Annotated in this window: 16 protein-coding genes and 1 pseudogene; 11 read left to right on the top strand and 6 right to left on the bottom strand. The window is 71.4% G+C overall.

Annotated elements, in window-relative coordinates:
• Positions 1–9: 9 nt before the first annotated feature.
• From HD593_RS04855 to HD593_RS04825, 7 genes are all read left to right on the top strand, one after another.
• On the top strand, positions 10–1,083 hold the full coding sequence (locus HD593_RS04855; protein WP_312903355.1) for an ABC transporter substrate-binding protein: 1,074 nt from the start codon (positions 10–12) through the stop codon (positions 1,081–1,083).
• A 102-nt stretch (positions 1,084–1,185) separates the two neighbouring features.
• Positions 1,186–1,962, top strand: a complete 777-nt coding sequence (locus tag HD593_RS04850) for a class I SAM-dependent methyltransferase (protein ID WP_185100915.1) — start codon at positions 1,186–1,188, stop codon at positions 1,960–1,962.
• Positions 1,963–2,188: 226 nt separating this feature from the next.
• Positions 2,189–4,471 (top strand): hypothetical protein, encoded by a 2,283-nt coding sequence (locus HD593_RS04845; protein WP_185100914.1) that lies wholly within the window; start codon positions 2,189–2,191, stop codon positions 4,469–4,471.
• Positions 4,472–4,476: 5 nt separating this feature from the next.
• The gene (locus HD593_RS04840) at positions 4,477–6,297 is read left to right on the top strand and encodes a UvrD-helicase domain-containing protein (RefSeq protein WP_185100913.1); all 1,821 of its coding nucleotides are present in this window, start codon (positions 4,477–4,479) and stop codon (positions 6,295–6,297) included.
• A 48-nt stretch (positions 6,298–6,345) separates the two neighbouring features.
• The gene (locus tag HD593_RS04835) at positions 6,346–8,199 is read left to right on the top strand and encodes a sigma factor-like helix-turn-helix DNA-binding protein (RefSeq protein ID WP_185100912.1); all 1,854 of its coding nucleotides are present in this window, start codon (positions 6,346–6,348) and stop codon (positions 8,197–8,199) included.
• 20 nt (positions 8,200–8,219) lie between these two features.
• Positions 8,220–9,590, top strand: coding sequence for a cysteine--tRNA ligase (cysS, locus tag HD593_RS04830; protein WP_185100911.1), 1,371 nt, complete (start codon positions 8,220–8,222; stop codon positions 9,588–9,590).
• A gap of 82 nt (positions 9,591–9,672) precedes the next feature.
• Positions 9,673–12,159 carry a penicillin acylase family protein gene (locus HD593_RS04825; RefSeq protein ID WP_246547589.1) on the top strand — a complete coding sequence of 829 codons (2,487 nt, stop codon included), beginning with the start codon at positions 9,673–9,675 and terminating at the stop codon, positions 12,157–12,159.
• 52 nt (positions 12,160–12,211) lie between these two features.
• On the opposite strand, the gene HD593_RS04820 is transcribed toward HD593_RS04825, so the two are convergent.
• The gene (locus HD593_RS04820) at positions 12,212–12,592 is read right to left on the bottom strand and encodes a hypothetical protein (protein ID WP_312903354.1); all 381 of its coding nucleotides are present in this window, start codon (positions 12,590–12,592) and stop codon (positions 12,212–12,214) included.
• Between the two features lie 348 nt (positions 12,593–12,940).
• Here HD593_RS04820 and HD593_RS04815 point away from each other — a divergent pair, with 348 nt between their 5' ends.
• Entirely contained in the window at positions 12,941–13,669 is a 729-nt protein-coding gene (locus tag HD593_RS04815; protein WP_185100908.1) for a hypothetical protein, read from the top strand.
• A gap of 49 nt (positions 13,670–13,718) precedes the next feature.
• Here the strand turns inward: HD593_RS04815 and HD593_RS04810 are convergent, their stop codons facing one another.
• From HD593_RS04810 to mshB, 3 genes are read right to left on the bottom strand one after another with little or no spacing between them, the layout of a single operon-like run.
• Positions 13,719–14,213, bottom strand: coding sequence for a flavin reductase family protein (locus HD593_RS04810; protein ID WP_312903353.1), 495 nt, complete (start codon positions 14,211–14,213; stop codon positions 13,719–13,721).
• A 9-nt stretch (positions 14,214–14,222) separates the two neighbouring features.
• Positions 14,223–14,648 (bottom strand): DUF6113 family protein, encoded by a 426-nt coding sequence (locus HD593_RS04805; RefSeq protein ID WP_185100907.1) that lies wholly within the window; start codon positions 14,646–14,648, stop codon positions 14,223–14,225.
• Positions 14,649–14,659: 11 nt separating this feature from the next.
• Positions 14,660–15,565, bottom strand: a complete 906-nt coding sequence (gene mshB, locus HD593_RS04800) for an N-acetyl-1-D-myo-inositol-2-amino-2-deoxy-alpha-D-glucopyranoside deacetylase (protein ID WP_185100906.1) — start codon at positions 15,563–15,565, stop codon at positions 14,660–14,662.
• Positions 15,566–15,598: 33 nt separating this feature from the next.
• Between mshB and HD593_RS04795 the strand changes: the two genes are divergently transcribed.
• The 3 genes from HD593_RS04795 to HD593_RS04785 all read left to right on the top strand — a co-directional run bounded on the left by HD593_RS04795 (position 15,599) and on the right by HD593_RS04785 (position 20,382).
• Positions 15,599–17,662: a S9 family peptidase gene (locus HD593_RS04795; protein WP_185100905.1), complete on the top strand. Its 2,064-nt coding sequence runs from the start codon at positions 15,599–15,601 to the stop codon at positions 17,660–17,662.
• Positions 17,663–18,044: 382 nt separating this feature from the next.
• The gene (locus tag HD593_RS04790; protein WP_185100904.1) at positions 18,045–19,448 is read left to right on the top strand and encodes an alpha/beta fold hydrolase; all 1,404 of its coding nucleotides are present in this window, start codon (positions 18,045–18,047) and stop codon (positions 19,446–19,448) included.
• Between the two features lie 97 nt (positions 19,449–19,545).
• Positions 19,546–20,382, top strand: a complete 837-nt coding sequence (locus tag HD593_RS04785; protein WP_185100903.1) for a class I SAM-dependent methyltransferase — start codon at positions 19,546–19,548, stop codon at positions 20,380–20,382.
• A 206-nt stretch (positions 20,383–20,588) separates the two neighbouring features.
• Here HD593_RS04785 and HD593_RS65000 read toward each other — a convergent pair.
• Both HD593_RS65000 and HD593_RS04780 read right to left on the bottom strand, forming a co-directional pair.
• Positions 20,589–20,826 (bottom strand): annotated as a pseudogene (locus HD593_RS65000) (transposase); the annotation flags it as partial.
• A gap of 13 nt (positions 20,827–20,839) precedes the next feature.
• Positions 20,840–21,370: a MarR family winged helix-turn-helix transcriptional regulator gene (locus HD593_RS04780; RefSeq protein WP_185100902.1), complete on the bottom strand. Its 531-nt coding sequence runs from the start codon at positions 21,368–21,370 to the stop codon at positions 20,840–20,842.
• Positions 21,371–21,415 lie beyond the last annotated feature (45 nt).

Here is a 21,415-nt window from a genome sequence, read left to right as displayed (position 1 = left end):
ATTCGTTGTGTGACTGTACGTACCTGCGCCGCCGCAGCAGCCATCCTCGCCAGCGCCGGATGCGGCGCGTCGTCCACCGACTCCACCACCACCACGGAGAACAAGAACCTGCCGCCGGTCAACACCCAGGCGAGCTCGATGAAGGCCGGCTTCGGCACCATGGAGCGCCTGGCCGAGGCGGCCAAGCGCGAGGGCGAGCTGAACGTGATCGGCCTGCCCCGCGACTGGGTCAACTTCGGCGAGATCATCGACACCTTCGCCGACAAGTACGACATCAAGGTCAACCAGCTCGAACCGGGGGCCAGCAGCGCGCGGGAGCTGGAGATCGCGCCCAAGCTCAGGCCCGACGTCTTCGACCTGACCATGGACGTGGCCGTCTCGGGGGCCGACCGCTTCGCCCCGTACAAGGTGCAGGGCTGGCAGGACCTGCCCGACCACGTCAAGGACCCGTCGGGCGCCTGGTACGCCGCCTACGGCGGCTACATGTCCATCGGGTACGACCCGCGCGCGGTCAAACCGCCGGCCACCTTCGCCGACCTACTCAAGCCCGGCCACCGGGTCGCGCTCGACGGCGACCCCCTGCGCTCGGCCGCGGCGTTCGACGGCGTCATGGCGGCCTCTCTGCGCGCCGGGGTGCCGCGGCCCGAGCAGGGCGTGGCGCTGTTCGCCAAGCTCAAGCAGGAGGGGCGGCTCACCGACCCGGCCAAGGCCAACGTGATCGTCGCCTGGGACCACCTGAACGCGGCCCGCGGCGCCAACCATCCCGATGCCTGGAAGGTCACGATCCCGCGCGACTCCGCGCTCGGCGGCTACCACGTCCAGGCGATCAGCAAGGCGGCCCCGCATCCCGCGGCGGCCCGGCTGTGGCAGGAGTTCCTGTTCTCCGACGAGGGCCAGAACCTGCTCCAGAAGGGCTTCGCCCGCCCGGCGCGCGGCGAGGCGATGCTCATGAAGGGCACGCTCGACACCGAGCAGGCCGCGAAACTGCCCAGGCCGCCCGGCCCGCCCGTGCTCATGACGATCCCGCAGGCCGACGCCGCGAAGGCGTACCTGAAGAGGGAGTGGGGGAAGAGCGTGGGATGAGTCCGAAGTGACTTGATATGTCGTAGGGACGATCAGGCTCTAAAGTGAACAGACAGCACGGCCACGGGGGCCCGATGTCTGATCGAATGTGAGCTGATCGTCTTGCGATACGACACACCGAGCTTGGAGCGGTGGAACAGTCGCGCCTACGACAGCAGCTTCGGCTACGTCTCCACGCAGGGCGCGCCACTGGTCGACCTGCTGGACCCGCGGCCCGGCGAGCGCGTGCTCGACCTCGGGTGCGGCACCGGGGTGCTGACCGCGCAGATCGCGTTCAGGGGAGCCGAGGTCCTCGGGATCGACGGCTCCGCCGCGATGATCGAGAAAGCGCTCGCCCAGTATCCGGGCATGAACTTCATCATCGGCGACGGGCACGACTTCACGATCGTGGATCCGTACGACGCGGTGTTCTCCAACGCCGCGCTGCACTGGATGAGCCGTGACCCCGGCGCCGTGATCGCCAGCGTCCGCGAGGCCCTCGTGCCTGGCGGGCGCTTCGTCGCGGAGATGGGCGGCGCGGGCAACTGCGCCGAGCTGACCACCGCGATGCTGACCGCCTGGCGCGAGTACGGCCTGCGCGAGCCCGAGCTGCCGTGGTACTTTCCCACGCCTGCCGAGTACGCCCGCCGCCTCGAGCAGGAGGGGTTCGTGGTCAGGTTGCTCGAGTACTTCGACCGGCCGACTCCTCTGGACGAGTGCCCCGGCGGGGCCGCCGACTGGGTGCGCATGTTCGCCGCCCCGGTGCTCGAAGGGCTTCCCCCCGACATCGTGGAGCCCCTGCTCCGGCGCGTGAACGAGCTGGCCGCGCCCGCGCTTCGCAGGGAGAGTGGCTGGATGGCCGACTACGTGCGTCTACGCTTTGCCGCTGTTCGGCGTTGATGCGTCGAGCATGATGCGTAGGGCTGATTTGCCGGACTATGGTCTGTTCCGTGGGCGGCGAGATTATGGCTGCACCGCTGCGGCGGCGTGAGGGGCTGGTGAACGGAACGGGATGAACTTCTGCCTGAGCGACCTCGTACCACCGTTGAGGTGGAGCGACTCGTCGACGATCACGCTACTCACCGGGCAGCCGGACCTGCCGGATGCGTGGTGGCGCAGTTTGCCCATGCCGCTCGTCCTGGCGGCGATCGGCCCCGAGTCACTGGGCGAGCTGCTGACGGAGATCGCCCTTGAGCACTGGCCCGCGGCGGCGGTGGGCGACGTCCTGCCGGCGCTGCACGTCCTGGACCCGGACGAGGCCGACGAACCCGCCGTCGCGATCGCGCTCGACCGCGCCGGATCGTGGGCCGGGCTGCTCGCGCTGACCAGCCGGGAGCTGGTGGACCAGCCGTTCATCCAGGCTCGGCCGGTGCTGAACACGCTCTTCTCGGCCGTCCTGGTGCGGCTCGCGCACCCGCACGGCGACCAAGCCGCGCACGAGCCCGTGGGGCACGAGCCCGTGGGGCACGAGGCGGGGGCCGTGGCCGAGCACGCGTATGTCGCCGACGAGGCTGAGTCGGCCGCTGCGGCGCCGGAGCGCGTGGAGGTGGGTGAGGAGGAGGTCTCCGAGCCGGTCGCCGCTCAGCACGCCGCTGAGGGCGTCGAGGAGCGCGATGCCGCGCCGGAGGCCACCGAGGAGCCCGCCCAGCCGGCCGCCGAGGAGCCTTACCCCGCCGAGCCCGGGCCCGAATCAGCCGCCGAGCACGCGCACGAGCCTGCCGCCGCGCACGAGCCTGGCGCCGCGTTCGAACCTGGTGCCACGTTCGAGCCTGCCGCCGAGCCCGTGCTTGACGCCGGGTCTGAGCCCGTCGCGGAGGACGAGCCCGGCGCTGCGCCCGCCTCAGGGGACGAACCCGCTGCCGAGGACGAGCCCCTCGCCGAACGCGCCGCCGAGGACGTTCCCGCCGGGGACGCCTACGCCGGGGACGCTCTCGACGCCGGCCACGGCGAGCCGCGCGAGGCCGCGGCGCATTTCGAGAGTGCCACTCTGGACGAGGAGGAGCCGGAGGAGGCCGGGCCCGTCCTGGACGCCGACGCGGAGCCGGCGACCGACGAGGCCCGCGAGCCGGAGCCCGAGCCGGTGCTGGACGCCGCCGACGAGCCCGCCCCCGAGCCGGCCGTCCAGGAGGCCGAGGCGCTCCAGGCCGAGGCGGCGCACGAGCCGGAACTCGACTCCGGCCACGAGGCCGCCGAACACGAGCCCGCCGCCGAGCAGGCGCCCGACGCCGGACACGATGCCGAACACGGGGCCGGACACGACGACGCGCCGGAGCGCGCGTTGCCCGAGCTCATCGAGGCCGCGTTCGCCGGTCTCGACGACAAGAGCTGGGCGGTGGCCCAGAACCGGGTCTTCACCGACGAGCCCTCGGCCGTGGACCAGCTGGCCAAGCTGTTCGCCGTCCCCCCGGCCGAGATCTCCGCCACCGAGGACGAGCTGCGCACCCGCCTGGACCGCTGGCTGTCCAGCGACGAGGCGGCCCCGTACCGGGCGCACCTGGACGAGCTGACCAGGACCCTGGGCCCGGCCGCCCCCAAGGAGCAGCTCATCGGCGCGGCCGACTGGCACAGCGTGGAGATCCAGGCCCTGGAGGTCCCAGCATGGCAGTTCGTGCTGGCCACGCTGGGACCACCGCCGCCGCCGGCCCAGCCGCAGTCGGGACCGCCGCCGGGACAGCCGCAACCGAGCCTGCCGCAGCCGGAGCCGCCGGAGCTCCCGCCGCCGCCGCTGCCGCAGCGCAAGCCGTACCAGCAGCAGCCGCAACCGCCGGTGGAGCTGGTGCCGTCGGCGTTCGGCCCGGTCGGGCTGACGCCGCCGGGGCCGCCGCAGTTCCAGGCGTTCACCCCGGCCGTCCAGCCGTCGCAGGAGGCCAACGGCGAGCAGGACAAGCCGTACCAGCCGCTGAAGGACGTCTCCCAGACGCGGCGCTGCTTCAGGCAGCCCGACGGCCGCTGGTGGTTGCGCATCGACGTCACGGCCGAGCAGCTGGCGGGCGGCGAGTGCGTGCTGCCGACGGGGTTCGCGTCGTACCTGGGGCTGTCGCCGGGCGAGAGCAGGACGGTCAGGAGTGCCGCGGGCGAGCTGGCCATGGTCTGGCACGGCAAGCCGATACTCCAGAGCATCGAGCGGCTGCTGGTGGACGTGGGCGCCCGGGAGGGCGGCCACCTGTTCCTGACGCTGTCGGACGAGGGGGTGCTGCGGGCCAGGCACCTGCCGGTCGCCGCCCAGGGCGCCGAGAAGATCACCAAGGCGCTGCGCCTGGTGGGGTACACGGCTCCGGGAGGCACCCGCGACCAGGCGGCCAGGGTGATCGCCACCAGGATCGGCATGACGGGCCCCGTCGCCCTGCCCGACCTGCTCAACAGGCTCCGCGAACGCGGGGATCGCGACCTGCTCGAGCTCCTGGACTGAGCCGGGTGCCGCGGCTCGCGATCGGCCCTGAGTTTCCCAGGGAGCTCAGCGCACTGGCCCAGCCGGTGCGCAGGGACGCCGTGGTCGCGCTGCGCCGGTTCCTGCTGAACGTGGCGGGCGCCCCGCACCCCGAGCGGGTCAGGGGCGCCAGGGACCCGCGGGTGGCGACCCTCCGGCTGGCCGAGGGCCATCGCGGGGTGGTGGTGCGGCAGCGGGACGTGTACTGGCTGCGTACGCTGCTGCCCGACCCCGAGGCCTGGTCGTACGCCCGCCGCCACCGCTACGGCGTCAACCCGGCGATCGGCGTCGTGGAGGAGTGGGACGCCGAGGCGCTGGAGCGGGTGGAGCCCGCGTTACGCAGGTCCGCCAGGTCCGCGCGGCTGTTCGCGCCGATCTGCGACGGCGACCTGCTCGGGCTGGGCCTGGACCTGGAGGCGCTGCCGCTGTTCCGCCTGATCACCACCGAGGCCGACGTGGCCGCGCTGGAGCCGCTGCTGCCGCCCACCCAGTACGTCCCGCTGGCGGTGCTGGCCAGGGGCGGCTCGCTGTCGGAGGCGTGGAAGGAGCTGAACGCCTGGCGCGCCACCGAGCAGGAGCCCGGCCCGATCGACCCCGAGGACCTGTACGCGGCGCTGCGGCGCAGCCCTGACCGGGCGGCGTTCGTCTCCGACAAGGTCGCGCTGGACCGGGTGCTGGAGGCGCCGGGCTGGTGCACGTTCCTGTACCCGCCGCAGCACCGGCTGGCCAGGGCGGCCAGGTTCGAGCACCCGGTGCTGGTCGTGGGCGGCGCGGGCACCGGCAAGACGGTGGTCGCGCTGCACCGGGCGGCGCACCTGGCGGCGCGCGGGGCGGGGCCCGTGCTGCTGGTGACGTTCTCGCAGAGCCTGGCCGACGAGCTGTCGGCCAAGCTGGACCTGCTGATCGAGGACGAGGTGGTGCGCAAGCGGGTCGAGGTGGACAACGCCGAACGCCTGGCCGTCCGCATCGTGGCCGGCGCGGAGGGCCGCCGCCCGCCCCTGGTGGGCCCGGGTGCGCGCTCCCTGGCCCAGCTCACCGAGGACGCGCTCAGGTTGCTGTCGATCACGACAGGTGATCTGCTCGACGATGTGGATCCGGGGCGCAAGCCGTACCGTCACATGGTTGTGGACGAGGCACAGGACATCAGCCCGGCGCAGTGGCGGCTGCTGAGGGCGGCCGTGCCGCGGGCGCGGGACGACCTGTTCGTCGTCGGCGATCCGCACCAGCGCGTCACCGACACGAAGGTGGCGCTCGGCGCGGTCGGCATCCCCGCCGACCAGCACGCGCTCGACCGCTCCCACCGGCTGCCGCAGGAGCTGCTCACCTTCGCCGTACGGCTGCGCGGCGGCAGCCCCTCGCCCGGCCTGGTCAAGGGGGTGACCGACCTGTCGGCCTTCAGCGCGGACAGGCACGGCGAGCGGCCGGTCGTCAGGGCGTACGACTCGCAGGAGGCGGAGCTGGCCGGGTTGCGCGGCACCATAGACGCGTGGCTGGCGGACGGCGTGCCCGCCCGCGAGATCGCCGTCGGGGCCCGCGACCAGCGGTTCGTGCGCGCCGCCAAGCGCGCGCTGACCGGCCTGGACGTGCGGGCGTCGACCTTCCAGCAGTTGAAGGGGCTGGAGTTCGAGCGGGTGGCGCTCATCGGGGTGGCGGAGGGCGTGGTGCCCGCGCCGCCGCCGGAGGAGCCGTACGCGCGGGCTCGTGCCCTGCAACGCGAACGGAGCATACTGTTCGTCGCCTGCACCCGGGCGCGTTCGATGCTCTATATCTCCCATTCCGGAAGAGGCAGCCCTTTTTTACCCCTCTGATCACATAGTCTGAACTGCGGATATCTTCCCTTTGCCGGTTGGACCTCAATGAACCTCAGCCTGAGCGACCTCGCGCCACCCCTGCGCTGGACCTCCCCTGGTCAGATCGCGCCGATCGTGGAGGAGCCCCAGCTGCCCGAGGCCTGGTGGCAGGCGATACCCCTCGACCGCGCGTGCGCCATCGTCGGCACGCAGACCGTCGCGGGCCACCTGGCCGACCTGGCCGTGGCCTGCTGGGGGCACCTCATGCTCGGCGACATCCTGCCGCTGCTGCGCTTCTCCGACCCCGCCGAGGCCGAGCGCACGCCGGAGACGCTGGGCAAGGACGTGGTGCAGAAGCTGTTCAGCGGCGTGTTCGAGCGGCTGCTGGAGCCCGCCCCCGAGGCCGTGCCCGCGCCGTCCAGGCCGGACAGGCCGGACAGGCCGCTGCCCGAGCTGATCGACGAGCTGTTCGGCGCGCTGGACGACCGGCAGCGGGCCATCGCCCGCGACCGCCTGTACGCCACGCAGCGGGCCACCCTGGACGAGCTGGCACAGCGGTTCTCGGTGACGCGGGAGCGCATCAGGCAGATCGAGCGCGACCTGCGCGACCACGTGGAGTCCTGGCTGGGGAGGCCGGAGGCGGCCGCCCTGGTCGCGCACGTGACCTGGCTGCGCGGCCGGCTGGGCTCCGCGGCGCCGGCCGACGACCTCCAGGCCACCGTGCCGTGGCACCGCACCGAGCTGCGCACGCTGGGGATCCCGGCGTGGCGGTTCGTGCGTACGCTGCTGACCGGCTACGAGCAGGCCGACGGCTGGCTGGTGGCGGGCGGGTCCGACGAGCTGAGGGAGAAGACGCGCCAGCTCTTCGCCGACGGGCCGCACCCGCTCGGCGAGGCCGTGTCCATGGTGTCCCAGCTCGGCGTGCGCGAGGACGTCGCCGAGCGGTGGATCCTGGCCGTGCCACAGCTGCGCGTGCTGGGCCAGCACGTGGTGCCGTGGCCGCGCAGCATCAACGAGAAGGCCGAGGCGGTGCTGGCGGTGGCCGGCGCGCCGCTGTCCCCCGAGGAGATCCAGGAGCGCATCGGCGAGGACTACAGCCTGGTCGGCATCCGCAACCAGCTCACCGCCGACGAGCGCTTCCGCCGGGTCGACCGCAACAAGTACGGGCTGACCAGGTGGGGCGGCGACGAGTACCTGGGGATCAGGGAGATGATCGCCAGGGAGATCGAGCGGGCCGGCGGCGAGGCCTCGGTGAGCACGATCGTGGCGAACCTGACCTCCCGCTACGACGTGAGCGAGAGCTCGGTGCGCGCGTACTCGGGCGGGCCCGGGTTCGAGCGCACGCAGCGGGGCTGGATCAGGGTGGCGGGCTCCGCCCCTGGCGGCGAGGCGGAGCCGTACCAGCCGCGCAAGGACGTCTCGGAGACGCGGCGCAGCTTCCGCTCCCGCGACGGCCGCTGGTGGCACCGCGTGGACGTCAACGCCGAGCACCTGCGCGGCTCCGGGTCGCCGCTGCCGACGGGGTTCGCGGCGTACCTGGGGATGGCGCCGGGCGGGCAGCTCACAGCGTCCGCGCCGTCCGGGGACGTGGTGATCAGCTGGCACAACCAGCCCACGATGGGCTCGATCCGCAACGTGCTGGCGGAGTACAAGGCGCAGGAGGGCGACCACGTCTTCCTGACCGTGTCCGACGGCGGCGAGCTGCTGACCCGCTACCTGCCGGCCGCGCCCGTCAACATGCCGCCCATCAACCGGGCGCTCTACCTGTTCGGCTACACCGCGCCGGTCAGCTCGGAGATGGAGGGCCTGCGGCTGATCGGGGCCAGGATCGGGCTGCCCGACACGGCCACCCGCGAGGAGGTCCTGGGCAGGCTGCGCGAGCGCGGTGACCGGGACATACTCGGTTTCCTGGGCGGATGACGCCGGGCTAAGCTCGGGAGATGTTGCGGATCTACGACACGCGTGCCAGGCAGGTCGAGGAGATCGCCGCCGGGCGCGCGGTGCGGATGTACACGTGCGGGCCCACGGTCTACCGCCACGCGCACGTGGGCAACCTGCGCACGTACCTGCTGTCCGACCTGATCAGACGGGTCCTGGAGCGGCGGCGGGTGCGGGTCGTGGCCTGTCAGAACATCACCGACGTCGGCCATCTCGCCGACGACGCCGCCGACGAGGGCGAGGACAAGGTCCTGGCGCAGGCGCGGGCCGAGGGCCGCTCGCCGCTGGAGCTGGCGCGCCACTACGAGGAGGCGTTCGTGGCCGACACGGCCGCGCTCAACCTCCGGCCGCCCGAGCACCTGCCCAGGGCCAGCGAGAACGTCGACCTGATGGTCGAGCTGATCGCCAAGCTGATCGAGCGCGGGCACGCCTACGCCGTGCCCGACGGGTCGGTGTTCTTCGACGTACGGACGTTCGCCTCCTACGGCGAGATCTCCGGCAACCGGCTCGACGCGCTCAAGCCCGCCCACCGCATCGACACCGTCGATCCCCGCAAGCGGTTCCACGCCGACTGGGCCCTGTGGAAGCCAGGCGAGGGCGAGCTGACCTGGGAGACGCCGTGGGGGCGGGGCTTTCCCGGCTGGCACGTGGAGTGCTCGGCCATGTCGCTGCGCTTTCTCGGGCCGCGCTTCGAGATCCACACCGCCGGGATCGACCTGCGCTTCCCGCACCACGAGGACGAGCGGGCGCAGTCGAACTCGGCGACCGGCCACGAGGTGGTCGATCACTGGGTGCACGGGGAGCACCTGCTGTTCGACGGGCAGAAGATGGCCAAGTCCACGGGCAACGTGGTGCTGCTGTCGGACGTGGTGTCGGCCGGGCTCGACCCGCTGGCCGTACGCATGGCGTTCCTGGAGCACCGCTACCGCCAGCAGCTGAACCTCACGTGGGACACGCTGAAGGCCGCCGACCGCACGGTGCGCAGGTGGCGCTCGCGGGTGGCCGAGTGGGCCGAGTCGGTCAGCGCGCCCCTGTCGCGCGAGTACGCGGACCGGGCCGAGTCGGCCTTCGACGACGATCTCGACACCCCGGCGGCGCTGCGGGTCCTGCGGGAGCTGGAGCGGGACGAGTCGGTGGCGCCGGGGGCGAAGTTCGAGACGTTCCTGCATCTGGACCAGGTGCTGGGGCTCGACCTGTCCACCGACATCGGCAAGCCCGGGGTGCTGCCGCCCGGGGCCGCCGAGCTGCTGGAGGCGCGGGAGCGGGCGCGCGCGTCGAAGGACTGGGCCGGCTCGGACCGCCTGCGCGACGAGCTGGCCGAGCTCGGGGTACGCGTCTCCGACACCCCGGAGGGGCAGACCTGGACGGTGTGAAGCGTCCGGAGGAGTGATCAAGAACTGCCAGACTTGATGCCAGTTCGGCATGAAGGAGGTGGCGGTGAGACCCTTTGCGTGGATGCCGCGGCCATTGCGGTGGTTCGCTCGGGTGTTGACCGTTCTTCTCGCGCTGGTTCTGGTGCTGGCGGGGGTCGTCGTCTACACGGTACGCAAGTCGTTCCCGCAGGTGGACGGGTCGCTCCGGCTCCCGGGTCTGACCAGCAACGTAGAGATTTATCGGGATAAGTCGGGGATCCCCCACATTTATGCCGATAGCGCCGCGGACCTGTTCATGGCCCAGGGCTTCGTCCACGCCCAGGACCGCTTCTTCGAGATGGACTTCCGCCGCCACCTGACCGCCGGGCGCCTCTCGGAGCTCTTCGGCGCCTCCACCCTCGACAACGACAAGGCCCTGCGCACCATGGGCTGGCGCAGGGTGGCCGAGCAGGAGGTGCCGGAGCTGGCCCAGGAGACGCGCGGCTACCTCGACGCGTACGCCAAGGGGGTCAACGCCTGGCTCAGCGCCAACCCGAACGCCTCCGACCGCAGCGTCGAGTACTCCGTCCTGAAGCTCCAGGGCGGCGGCGGCACGCCGGAGAAGTGGACGCCGGTCGACTCCGTGGCCTGGCTGAAGGCGATGGCGTGGGACCTGCGCTCCAACGTCGAGGACGAGATCGACCGCGCCCTGGCGCTGACCAGGCTGCCCAGGGAGCGGGTCGAGCAGCTCTACCCCGGCTACCCGTACGACCGGCACCTGCCGATCGTCAACGAGGGCACCGTCCTCCAGGGCCGCTTCGACCAGCAGGCCGAGCCGCGGCTGCGCGGCAACCGCGCCCTGGCCGACGCCGCCGGCACGCTGGCGGACGTGCCGGGCACGATGAGGACCGCCGACCGCTCCGGCGTCGGGTCGAACTCGTGGGTGATCTCCGGCGAGTACACCACCAGCGGCAAGCCGCTGCTGGCCAACGACCCGCACCTGTCGGCACAGTTACCTTCCGTCTGGTACCAGGCGGGGCTGCACTGCCGGAAGATCACCGAGGCGTGCCCGTACGACGTGACCGGGTTCACGTTCTCCGGCGTGCCCGGCGTGATCATCGGGCACACCGACAAGATCGCGTGGGGCTTCACGAACCTCGGCCCCGACGTGGCGGACCTCTTCCTGGAGCAGGTGGACGGCGACACGTACCTGTACAAGGGCTCCCGGCTGCCGGTGGAGTCCCGCGAGGAGAAGATCAAGGTGGCGGGGGGCAAGACCGTCACGATCACCGTCAAAAGCACCCGGCACGGCCCGCTGATCAACGAGGTCATCCCCACCGCCAAGCCGAGCGGCGAGGCCAACGCGGTGGCGCTGCAGTGGACGGCGCTGACGCCCGGCAGGACGGCTGACGCGATCTTCGCGCTGAACAAGGCCGCCGACTGGCAGGAGTTCAAGGCGGCTGCGTCCCTGTTCGACGTGCCGTCGCAGAACCTCGTCTACGCCGACACCTCCGGCAAGATCGGCTACCAGGCGCCCGGCCGCATCCCCGTACGCGCGAACGGCGACGGCACCTGGCCCGTCCCCGGCTGGACCGGCGCGTACGACTGGAACCCCGCCCCCATCCCCTACGACCAGCTCCCCTCGGTGGAGGACCCGGCCGACGGCTTCATCGTCACCGCCAACAACGCCGTCATCGACCCCGAGCGCTACAAGCCGCTGCTCACCAAGGACTGGTCGTACGGCTACCGCTCGGAACGCATCCGCACCCTGATCAAGGAGGCCATCAAGAAGGGCCCGATCGACGCGGCCACCATGTCCGAGATCCAGCAGGACACCTCCAACGGCTTCGCGGAGACGCTCGTCCCCGCCCTGATGCGGGTGGACCTGGCGGGCCCGTCCGTCCGGGCCAGGGCCCTGCTCGACGGGTGGGACGGCGAGCAGGGCCAGGACTCGGCCGCCGCCGCGTACTTCAACGCCGTCTGGCGCCACGTGCTCACGCTGACGTTCGACGACGACCTGCCGGAGTCGGCCCGCCCCACGGGAGGGGACCGCTGGTACGAGGTCGTCAGGCGGCTCCTGGAGGCCCCGGAGGACCCGTTCTGGGACGACACCGCCACCAAGAACCTCACCGAGACCCGCGACGACATCCTCCGCCAGGCCCTGGCCTCGGCGCACCAGGAGCTCGCCGACCGGCTCGGCGAGGACGTCAAGGCGTGGCGCTGGGGCGACCTGCACCGCCTCGAACTGGTCCACGGGTCGCTCGGCACCTCGGGCATCGCGCCGGTGGAGGCCCTGTTCAACCGGGGTCCGCTGCCGATGGGCGGGGGCAAGGACGCGGTGAACGCCACGGGTTGGAACGTTCAGAGCGGCTACGAGATCACGGCCGTGCCGTCGATGCGGATGGTCGTCGACCTGTCGGACCTGGACAAGTCCCGGTGGATCAACCTGACGGGCGCCTCCGGGCACGCCTTCCACGGCAACTACTGGGACCAGGCCGAGGCGTGGGCGCGGGGCGACCTGCTGCCGATGCGGTCCAAGCCGGAATCGGTGAAGAAGGCCGCGGTTCACACGCTGAGACTGAGCCCCTGACGCCGGGCGCCGCCCCTCGCGCAGGGGTGGCGCCCCTTACAGACCGTGTCAATCAGGAGCTCCTGGTTCGCCGCCACCACAGGTGCTTGTGCGGATATCCGCCGTCGTCCAGACCGGCCAGGCGTTCGAAGACGTTGTACGAAGCCTGATGGCCGCAGACGATCACCGAGCCGAGCATGGCCAGCAGATAGAGCGGCAACATCGGCAGCCCGAGGCACCAGGCCCACTGCGTGGCGTGCCGCCCCTCGTGCAGGACAAGCCGCTCGTCCAGCGCGTCTCTCCTGGTCAGGACCACGTTCCCGACCGTGAACGCCCCGGCGACGGGGAAGCGGTAGCGGTAGCCGAAGGCCAGGATGAGGCCGTCGGGGCCGGGCAGCCTGGACGCGCCGCCCACGATCGCGATCAGCAGGCCGAGCGGTGTGGAGAGATTCACGTAATTCACCGCGCGCCGGAACCGCAAGCGCCTGTTCATGCGTCAGAGCCTTGACCAATCTTGACAAGTCGGAATAATGATCCCCGTCCTGAAATCTCCCACAAGAGCAGGATTATGAGATTCTCCATCCTGGGCGCGCTGCTCGGCACCGTCGCACTGGCAGGAGCCGGCGGAGTCGCGATCACCCAGACGTCAGCGACCGATTCCCTACGATTCACTGACACTCCTCTCAACGCGCAGGTGGCGTTAGCCGGCGACCCATCGACGTCGCCGCCCCCCACGACGTCGCCGACCCCGACCGAGACCACCAGCCCCCCTACTGAGGGGGAGTACACCGCGGAGACGCGGGTGGTCAAGAGGCGAGGCGTCTCCTATCTGAACGTCTCGGTCACCTACGAAGGGGCGGCGTTCTTCAACGTCGATCAGCGAGTGTGCAAGAGGAGAGCGTGTAAGACCGCGAGTGTGGACCTCACGGTCGTCGGGGGCGAAGGTAGCGCCACCACCCGGCTGGGCCGGGGCACGTACAAGAAGCGAGGGCAGGCCGGTGTCAGCATGGCGCCCCTGCCGACCGTCACCGTCCGCGAGACGGTCACGGTGACCGAACCAGGTCCCACGGTCACCGTCACCGAGCCGGGGCCGACGGTCACGGAGACGTTCACCTGTCAGCCGTACGTCGAGCCGACGGACACCCTTCCACCCTCGGAGGAACCCACCGTCACCGTCACCCCGACGGGGACCGTGACGCCCACCGTTTCGGAGACCCCGACCGTCTCGGAGACCCCGACCGTCTCGGAGACCCCGACCGTTTCGGAGACCCCGACGCCGACCGTGTCCGAAACCCCGACCGTCACCCCTCCGACGGACACCGTGTCTCCCACGGTCAGCCCCACGGAGACCCTGACCCCCACCGAGACCCCCACCGAGACCCCCACCGAGATTCCGACCTGTCCGCCGCCGACCGAGGTGCCCGCGGACCCGACACCGACCGACACCAGCGTCCCGACCGACACGAGTGTTCCCACCGACACCGCGACGGCCTCGCCGTCGGAGTCGGTCAGCGCTCCCGCCGCCCAGTAGGGCCGCGACACCCTGTCCGGGCCAGGCCACGTGCCTGGCCCGGCTCGGTTCACAGGGACTTGTAGCGGCCCTCGTGGTAGAGGAGCGGCGCCCCGTCCGACGGCGTGCCCAGCGCCGTCACCTCGCCCACCACGATCGAGTGGTCGCCGCCGTCGTGCACCGCCGTGGTCGCGCACTCCACCGTGGCGATGGCCCCGTCGAACAGCGCCACCCCCGACTCCCCCCGATGGTGCGGCCAGCTGCGCAGCTGCCCGTTCAGCGGCCTGCCCCGATGGGCGAAGAAGCGCGAGGCGTCCTCCATGGACGCCGGCAGGACCGACACGCCCCACACCCCGGACTCCATCACGGCGTCGTGGAAACGCGCCACCTTCTCTGCGCAGAACAGCACGAGCAGGGGATCGAGGGAGACGGAGGTGAAGGAGTTGATCGTCATCGCGTGATCGACGTCGCCCAGCCTGGTCGTCACGATCGCGACTCCGGTGGCGAAGCGGCCGACGACCTTCCGATACGCTCCCGGGTCCACGTGCCGCTCGATGGAATGCACCTAGCTACTTTATGCCTCTACGTCTGGTTTTTCGGAGGGGTACCCCCGCAAGAGCCATGATCCCCCTCCCGACGTGGGCGAAAGCAGATAGGCCCCGACGAGGCCCACCAATCCCCCGTACAGGTAGACGTACCCGGGCGGACCCGACGCGATCACCAGGTCCCCCATCCCCAGCTCCAGCGTGAACGGCATGGTCACCAGCAGCCAGCCGAGCGCCGTCACCATCGCCCCCAGCCTGGCGCGCATCAGCCTGCCCGCCCCCAGGCACACCCCGAACAGCGCCAGCACCCAGACGATCGCCGACACCGGGATCGCCCCCACCTGCAACGTGGGATGCGTGAAGCCGCCCACGACGGCCATGACGACCCCGAGCACGAACAGCATGCCGTACGCCGCCCCGCCCAGCGCCGACTCGGCCTGGCTGCGATGTTCCATGTCGAATGAGGTTAGTGGATGCCCGCGAAGAGATCGTTCTCGCGGTTGTGCGGCTCACCGAGGCCTCCCGCGTCGACCGGCGGCCCTGGCACCGGAGGGCCGGGGACGCCGATGGCCAGCGTGTAGTGCTCGACCGCCAGCACCTCCTGGCCGATGTTGTTCGACAGCGCGTACCAGGGGGGCCGGACGCTGATCTGGGTGGCGTGCGCGCGCAGCGCCTCCAGCTTGTTGCCGATCCAGGGGCGGGCGTCGATCTCGGTGGTGATGTCCTCGTCGGGGCTGCCGAACGGCATGTCGTCGACGTTCTCCGTCAGGAAGTCGACGTCCGCCTCGCCCAGCGCCTCGGCCGCGCGCCGCATGACGGACCTGGCGACGGCCGTGTGGTAGAACTTCGCGATCTGCCACGGCTCGCCCTCGCCGAAGCCCGGCTTCGCCGCCAGCTCGAACGCCCTGCGCGAAACCCGGTGCGCCTGGATGTGGTCGGGGTGGCCGTAGAAGCCGTTGGCGTCGTAGGTGACGAGGACCTGCGGGCGTACCTCGCGGATGACCTTGACCAGCTCCCCCGCCGCCTCGTCGAGGTCGGCGCCCCAGAACGCGCGCGGGTGGTCGTTGGAGGCCACGCCCATCATGCCGGAATCGCGCCAGCGGCCCGGCTCGCCGAGGAACCGGTGGTCCTCGACGCCCAGCGCCTGGCACGCCGCCGCGAGCTCGCCGATCCGGTACGGGCCCAGCGCGTCGCCCCGGTCGGCGGCCAGGTGCGCGAGATCACCGGGGATGATCTCCCCCTCCTCGCCGAGGGTGCAGGTCACCAGCGTGACGTGGGCGCCTTCCGCGACGTACTTGGCCATGGTCGCGCCGGTGCCGATCGACTCGTCGTCCGGGTGGGCGTGCACGAGCAGGAGCCGTCGATCAGTCATGCCCACGAGCGTAGCAATGGCAGGATTGAGGCCATGAGCGAGAGCTTCCCGCGCCTGTCAGCCAGGACCCGACGATTCACCCTGGGGGTTCCCCGCGGCTTCACGATCTCCCCGGACGGCGGCCGGGTGGTGTTCCTGCGGACGAGGTCGGGCACCGATCCGGTGACCTGCCTGTGGGAGCTCGACACCGAGACCCACGTCGAGCGGCTGGTGGTCGATCCGCGCACGCTCCACGCCGACGAGGAGGACCTGCCGCCGGAGGAGCGCGCCAGGCGCGAGCGCAGCCGCGAGGCCGCGGGCGGCGTGGTCGCCTACGCCGCCGACACCGCGCTGACCAGGGCCTGCTTCGCGCTGTCCGGCGGGCTGCACGTGGTCGACCTGGCGAACGGGGAGACGAACCGGCTCTACTCGCCCGGCCCCGTCATCGACCCGCGCCTCTCGCCCGACGGGCGGCACGTCGCCTACGTCTGCAACGGCTCGCTGATGGTGCACGACCTGACCACCGGCCACTCCCGTGCGCTGGCCTCGCCGGAGTCGGAGACGGTGACGTACGGGCTGGCCGAGTTCATCGCCGCCGAGGAGATGGACCGCATGCGCGGCTACTGGTGGTCGCCCGACGGCGACGCGCTCCTCGTCGAGCGGGCCGACGAGGCTCCCGTGCACGTGTGGCACATCGCCGACCCGGCCAACCCCGACCGCACGCCGACGGCCCAGCGCTATCCGGCCGCGGGCACGCCCAACGCGCGTACCGAGCTGTTCGTGCTGGGGCTCGACGGGTCGCGGGTGGCGGTGCCGTACGAGGAGGAGTACCTCGTCACGGCGGCGTGGGACTCCCACGCGCTGTCGATCGTGACGCTGACCCGCGACCAGCGGACGATGCGGCTGTTCTCGGTCGATCCGGCGACCGGCGCGTCCACCCTCGTGCGCGAGGACACGGACCCGGCGTGGATCGACATCGTCGGCGGCGTGCCCGCGCACCTCGACGACGGCTCGCTGGTCTGGGTGGCCAACTCCGAGGGCGGCCACCGGCTGTTCGTCGGCGACCGCGCCGTCACCCCGCCGACGCTGCAGGTGCGCGCCGTGCTCGACGTCGACCACGACAGCGTGCTGTTCAGCGCGAGCGGCGACCCCACCGAGATCCACCTGTGGACGTGGGACGGGCACTCGCTGCTGCCCGTCTCGACCCGTTCCGGGGTGTTCTCCGGGCGGATGGCGGGCGGGGTCGGCGTGCTGAGCGAGCAGAGCCTCGACGACGAGGGCGTCTCGACCACGGTCGTCCGCCGCGACGGCATGGCCGTCCCGATCCCGTCGTTCGCCGAGCGCCCCGGCCTCGACCTGCGCGTCTCGCTCGGCCGCTCCGGCAGCCGCGAGCTGGCCACCGCCGTGGTGCTGCCCACCTGGTACGAGCAGGGGTCCGGCAGGCTCCCCGTCCTCATGGACCCGTACGGCGGGCCGCACGCGCAGCGGGTGCTCAACCGGCGCGGGGCGTTCCTGGAGAGCCAGTGGTTCGCCGAGCAGGGCTTCGCCGTCATCGTGGCCGACGGCCGCGGCACCCCAGGCCGGGGCACCGAGTGGGAGCGCGCCGTGCTCGGCGACCTGGCGACCCCCGCCCTGGAGGACCAGATCGACGCGCTGCACGGCGTGGCCGAGCAGTACCCCGACGACCTCGACCTGACGCGGGTGGCCATCCGCGGCTGGTCGTTCGGCGGCTTCCTGGCGGCGCTCGCGGTGCTGCGCCGCCCCGACGTGTTCCACGCCGCGGTGGCGGGGGCGCCGGTGACGGACTGGCGGCTGTACGACACCTGCTACACCGAGCGGTACCTGGGGGATCCGGGGCAGCAGCCGGAGGTGTACGAGAAGTCGTCGCTGTTCGCGGACGCGGCCAAGCTGGAGCGGCCGTTGATGCTCATCCACGGGCTGGCCGATGACAACGTGGTGGCCGCGCATACCCTGCGGCTGTCGTCGGCGTTGCTGGCGGCTGGGCGGCAGCACAGTGTGTTGCCGTTGTCGGGGGTAACGCATATGACGCCGCAGGAGGTTGTGGCGGAGAACCTGATGCTGCTCCAGGTGGACTTCCTGAAGAAGTCACTGGGCTGATCCCGGGCCGCACCGGCCCTTGGAAGTTTCGGCGCCGGCGTGACGACGTTCGTCCGCCGGCGCCCTTCTCGGCGGTTCTCCGCCGCGTGACCGCGTACCTCCGCCGACGCCCGTTCGGCGGCTTGGCACTACGTGACCGCGTACCTCCGCCGGCGCCCGCCCGGCAGCTCTCGCTGGCGTGGTGTGCCACCTCGCACCCCGCACGCGGCCGATCTAGACGGCGCCCCTGCCTCCCTGTCCGGCACGCCCGCCGACCTGGCCCAGCCACGCGATCCGCTCTCCCTCACCACGCGGTCGATCAACCCGTGGTCCGACATCCCTCCCCCGAAGACCAAACCGTGGTCCGACGCGGCCCACCCACCCGCTCCGGCATCGTGAACGCATGCTGAAGCCCCTCGCCCTGACCCTCGCCATGCTCGGCACAACCCTGCAGCCCTTGCAAGCATCGGCCCCCACCACCAGCACACTCAGCTGGCAACCATGCCCCAACGACAACAACAACGACACCGGGCTGGAATGCGCCGACCTCCAAGTCCCGGCCGACTGGCAGAAGCCGGAAGGCCGCAAGATCACCCTCAGACTCGGCCGCCTGAAATCCACCGGCACCCCGAAAGGCTCGGTCCTGATCGCCTACGGCGGCCCGGGCGCCCCAGGCATCGCCATGACCCGATCTCTCCAGAGCTGGTGGACCGACCTGCGCAAGAGCATGGACGTCATCACATGGGACACGCGAGGCTACGGCAGCGACCAGTTCCAGGGCCTCAGCACGGGCCTGCCATGCACCTGGACCCGCATCCCCATCGCCGACCTCCCGCGCGACGACGCCGACTTCGGCCGCCTGTCCGACACCAACCGCGGCTACGCCGAGGCCTGCCGCCTGAAAGACCCGGAGCTGTTCGCCAACATGAGCTCGGCCGACCACGCCAGAGACATGGAGGCGATCAGAAAGGCACTGGGCGACGACCGGCTCAACTACTACGGCGCCTCCTACGCGGGCTTCTACGGCCAGGCCTACGCCCGCCTCTTCCCAGGCAACCTCCGCACCATGGTCCTGGACGGCACGTGGAACCACAGCGCCGCCGACTGGCAGCGAGAGCTCGAGGCCATGGCCACCACGAACGAGCAGCACCTGCGGCGCTTCTTCACCTGGTGCACCGCCCACGACTGCAAGGACGTCCCCGCCCTCTGGCGCAAGCTGATCGCCCGCGCGACCGGCACCCCCGTACCCACCAGGACGCCGAACGTCGCCTACAAGTCCGGCGACCTCCAATCCTTCGCCCTGGGCCTGGCCCGCCAGGGCGAAGCGGCCTGGCCCAAGCTGGCCACCGCGATCCGCAAGGCGAGCAAGGGCGACGCCTCCGACTTCGTCCCCGCCAGGGGCGCCCGCTACCCCGACCAGGCCACCCCGGTCACGGAATGCACCGACTGGCCCCGCTTCACCACCCTCAAGCAACTGACGACGACGATCGCCCGGCTGCGCAAGCTCGCCCCCAACGCCGGCGCCGCCAACACCTTCGCCACGAACACCCTCAACTGCATCGGCTGGCCCGTCCCCGTCACCAACCCACCGGCGCCCCTCCCCGACAACCTCCCTCCCCTGCTCGCCGCAGGCGCATGGGGCGAGTCGGACGCAACGGAACGCGTCCTCGCCCAGGTCCCGGGCAGCGTCACCATCCGCCACGACGGCCCCGGCCACACCCTCTACGGCACGAACACCTGCGCCCGCGACCACATCAACCGCTACCTGACAGTCGGCACCCTGCCCCCCGCCAAAACCTCCTGCTGATCACCACTCGCCCCTTGACGCCTACATTTCTATAGTCTAACTCTAGTAACAATCACTAGAGTCCAACTCCAGTAATCGAGTGACGAGGGGTCGCATCATGCTCGACATCGCCAACACCCAACAAGCCGAGGCCTGGAACGGATGGGAGGGCAAGCTCTGGGCCGACAACCCGCGCTACTACAACGGCATGCTCGACGGCTTCAACGACGCGCTCTTCACCGCCGCCGCGATCCAGGCGGACGACCAGGTCCTGGACGTGGGATGCGGCACCGGCCGCACCACCCTGCTGGCGGCCGGCAGGGCGTCACGAGGCACCGCCCTGGGCATCGACCTGTCAGCCCCGATGCTGGAGCGAGCCCGTGCCGACGCCGCCGCCCAAGGCGTGCACAACGCCGTCTTCGAGCAGGGAGACGCACAGGTCCACGCCTTCGGCGACGGCAAGTACGACGTGGCCATCAGCCGTGGCGGCGTGATGTTCTTCGCCGACCTCGTCGCCGGCTTCGCCAACATCGCCCGCGCCCTCCGCCCCGGCGGCCGCCTGGCCATCATCACCTCGGTCCCGTCATCCCCCGACGGCGACTACGCCCGCGCCACCGCCGCCCTGCGCGACCACATGCGCCGCCCGTCCCCCGCCGCCCAGGGCATGATGTCCATGACCGATCCCACCCGCATCCACCAGGTCCTGACCGACGCAGGCTTCACCGGCATCGACATGACCATCGTCGAAGCCATGGAAAACCTCGGCCGCGACGCCACCGAGGCGGCCACCCACATCTGCGCCATGGGCCCGGTCCGCTACAACCTCTCCCACCTCGACGAACCGGCGATCGCCACCCTCCGCGACACCATCCGCGACGCCCTACGCCCCCACGAAACCCCGGACGGCGTACAACTCCGCGGGAAGGTACGCCTGACCACCGCCACCCACCCCTGACCAGCGGGGCGGCCGGACAGGTCGTGGTGGCCACCTTCAGCCGCGCCGCGACCCCGCAGGAGGGGCTGGCACGATGAACCAGAGCGCAAAGCGCGTGGTTCCCCCGCAAGAGAGCTACCGGTGCGCCCAGGGCCCGAGATGAACCTGCTGACCGCGACCATGGATCCACGGTCTGGATGAGTGAGGCCAAGGGGCCTGGCTACGGCTGGTGGTCGTATGCGGCCAGGGAGCGCTTGGTGCAGCTCACGCTCGGCGAGCCCGGCTTCGAAGAGGCGGCGGTAGTACTGCCGATCGGCGATTGATCGTGTGACCCGGCCGGGCGGCCAGGGCCTGCAGCATGCCAGGCAGGACCTGGCGCTCATCGGCCTTGGCACCGCTCAGTGCGAACAGCGCCGGCTGCCCGGCCGGCGTGCACACCAGATGCGGCCGCAGCCCCCAGAGGTACGGGGGCGCTCGTTCAGTGGAGGGCCCTCTGGAGGAGATCCTGGAGGAGGGTCTGCTCCTGCGGGGAGAATCCCGCCATGGGCGAGCCCTCCGTGAGGATCTCCAGCAGTCGCTCCCGCAAGGCGCTCCCCTCGGAGGTCAGGACGAGTTGCTTGGCGCGGCGGTCGCTCGGGTGGGGGCGTCGCTCGACGAGCCCTTGCTCCTCCAGCCGGTCGATGACGAACGTGGCGTTCGACGGCTCGCAGCCCATCCGGTCGGCCAGGTCCCGCATGGTGAGCGGGGCGCTGAGCTCGCGTAGCGCGGTCGCCTGCGGGGCGGTCAGGTTGAGGGTGACCGCCCGCTCCCGCACGTGCTGCTCGATCTGCCGGGACAGCGCGCTGACGAGCCCGCAGAGGTTCCGTTCGGCGAGAGCTTGCGCTTCGGCAGCCGCACTTCGAGCGTCGGCGGCACTGCCAGCGTCGGTGGCACTGGCGGCGTCGGTGGCACTGGCGGCGTCGGCGAGCTCCTGTTCGGTTGTGGCGAACGGGCCATCGAGCGACGTCATGCCGTGAACAATACCCCAAGTCATGACATTTGCAGCTTGAATAGT

This window comes from Nonomuraea rubra (assembly GCF_014207985.1).
In the GTDB taxonomy this organism is placed as follows: Bacteria; Actinomycetota; Actinomycetes; order Streptosporangiales; family Streptosporangiaceae; genus Nonomuraea; species Nonomuraea rubra.
The sequence above is the reverse complement of the archived record's forward strand: the minus strand, read 5'-3'. Positions and strand labels throughout refer to the sequence as shown.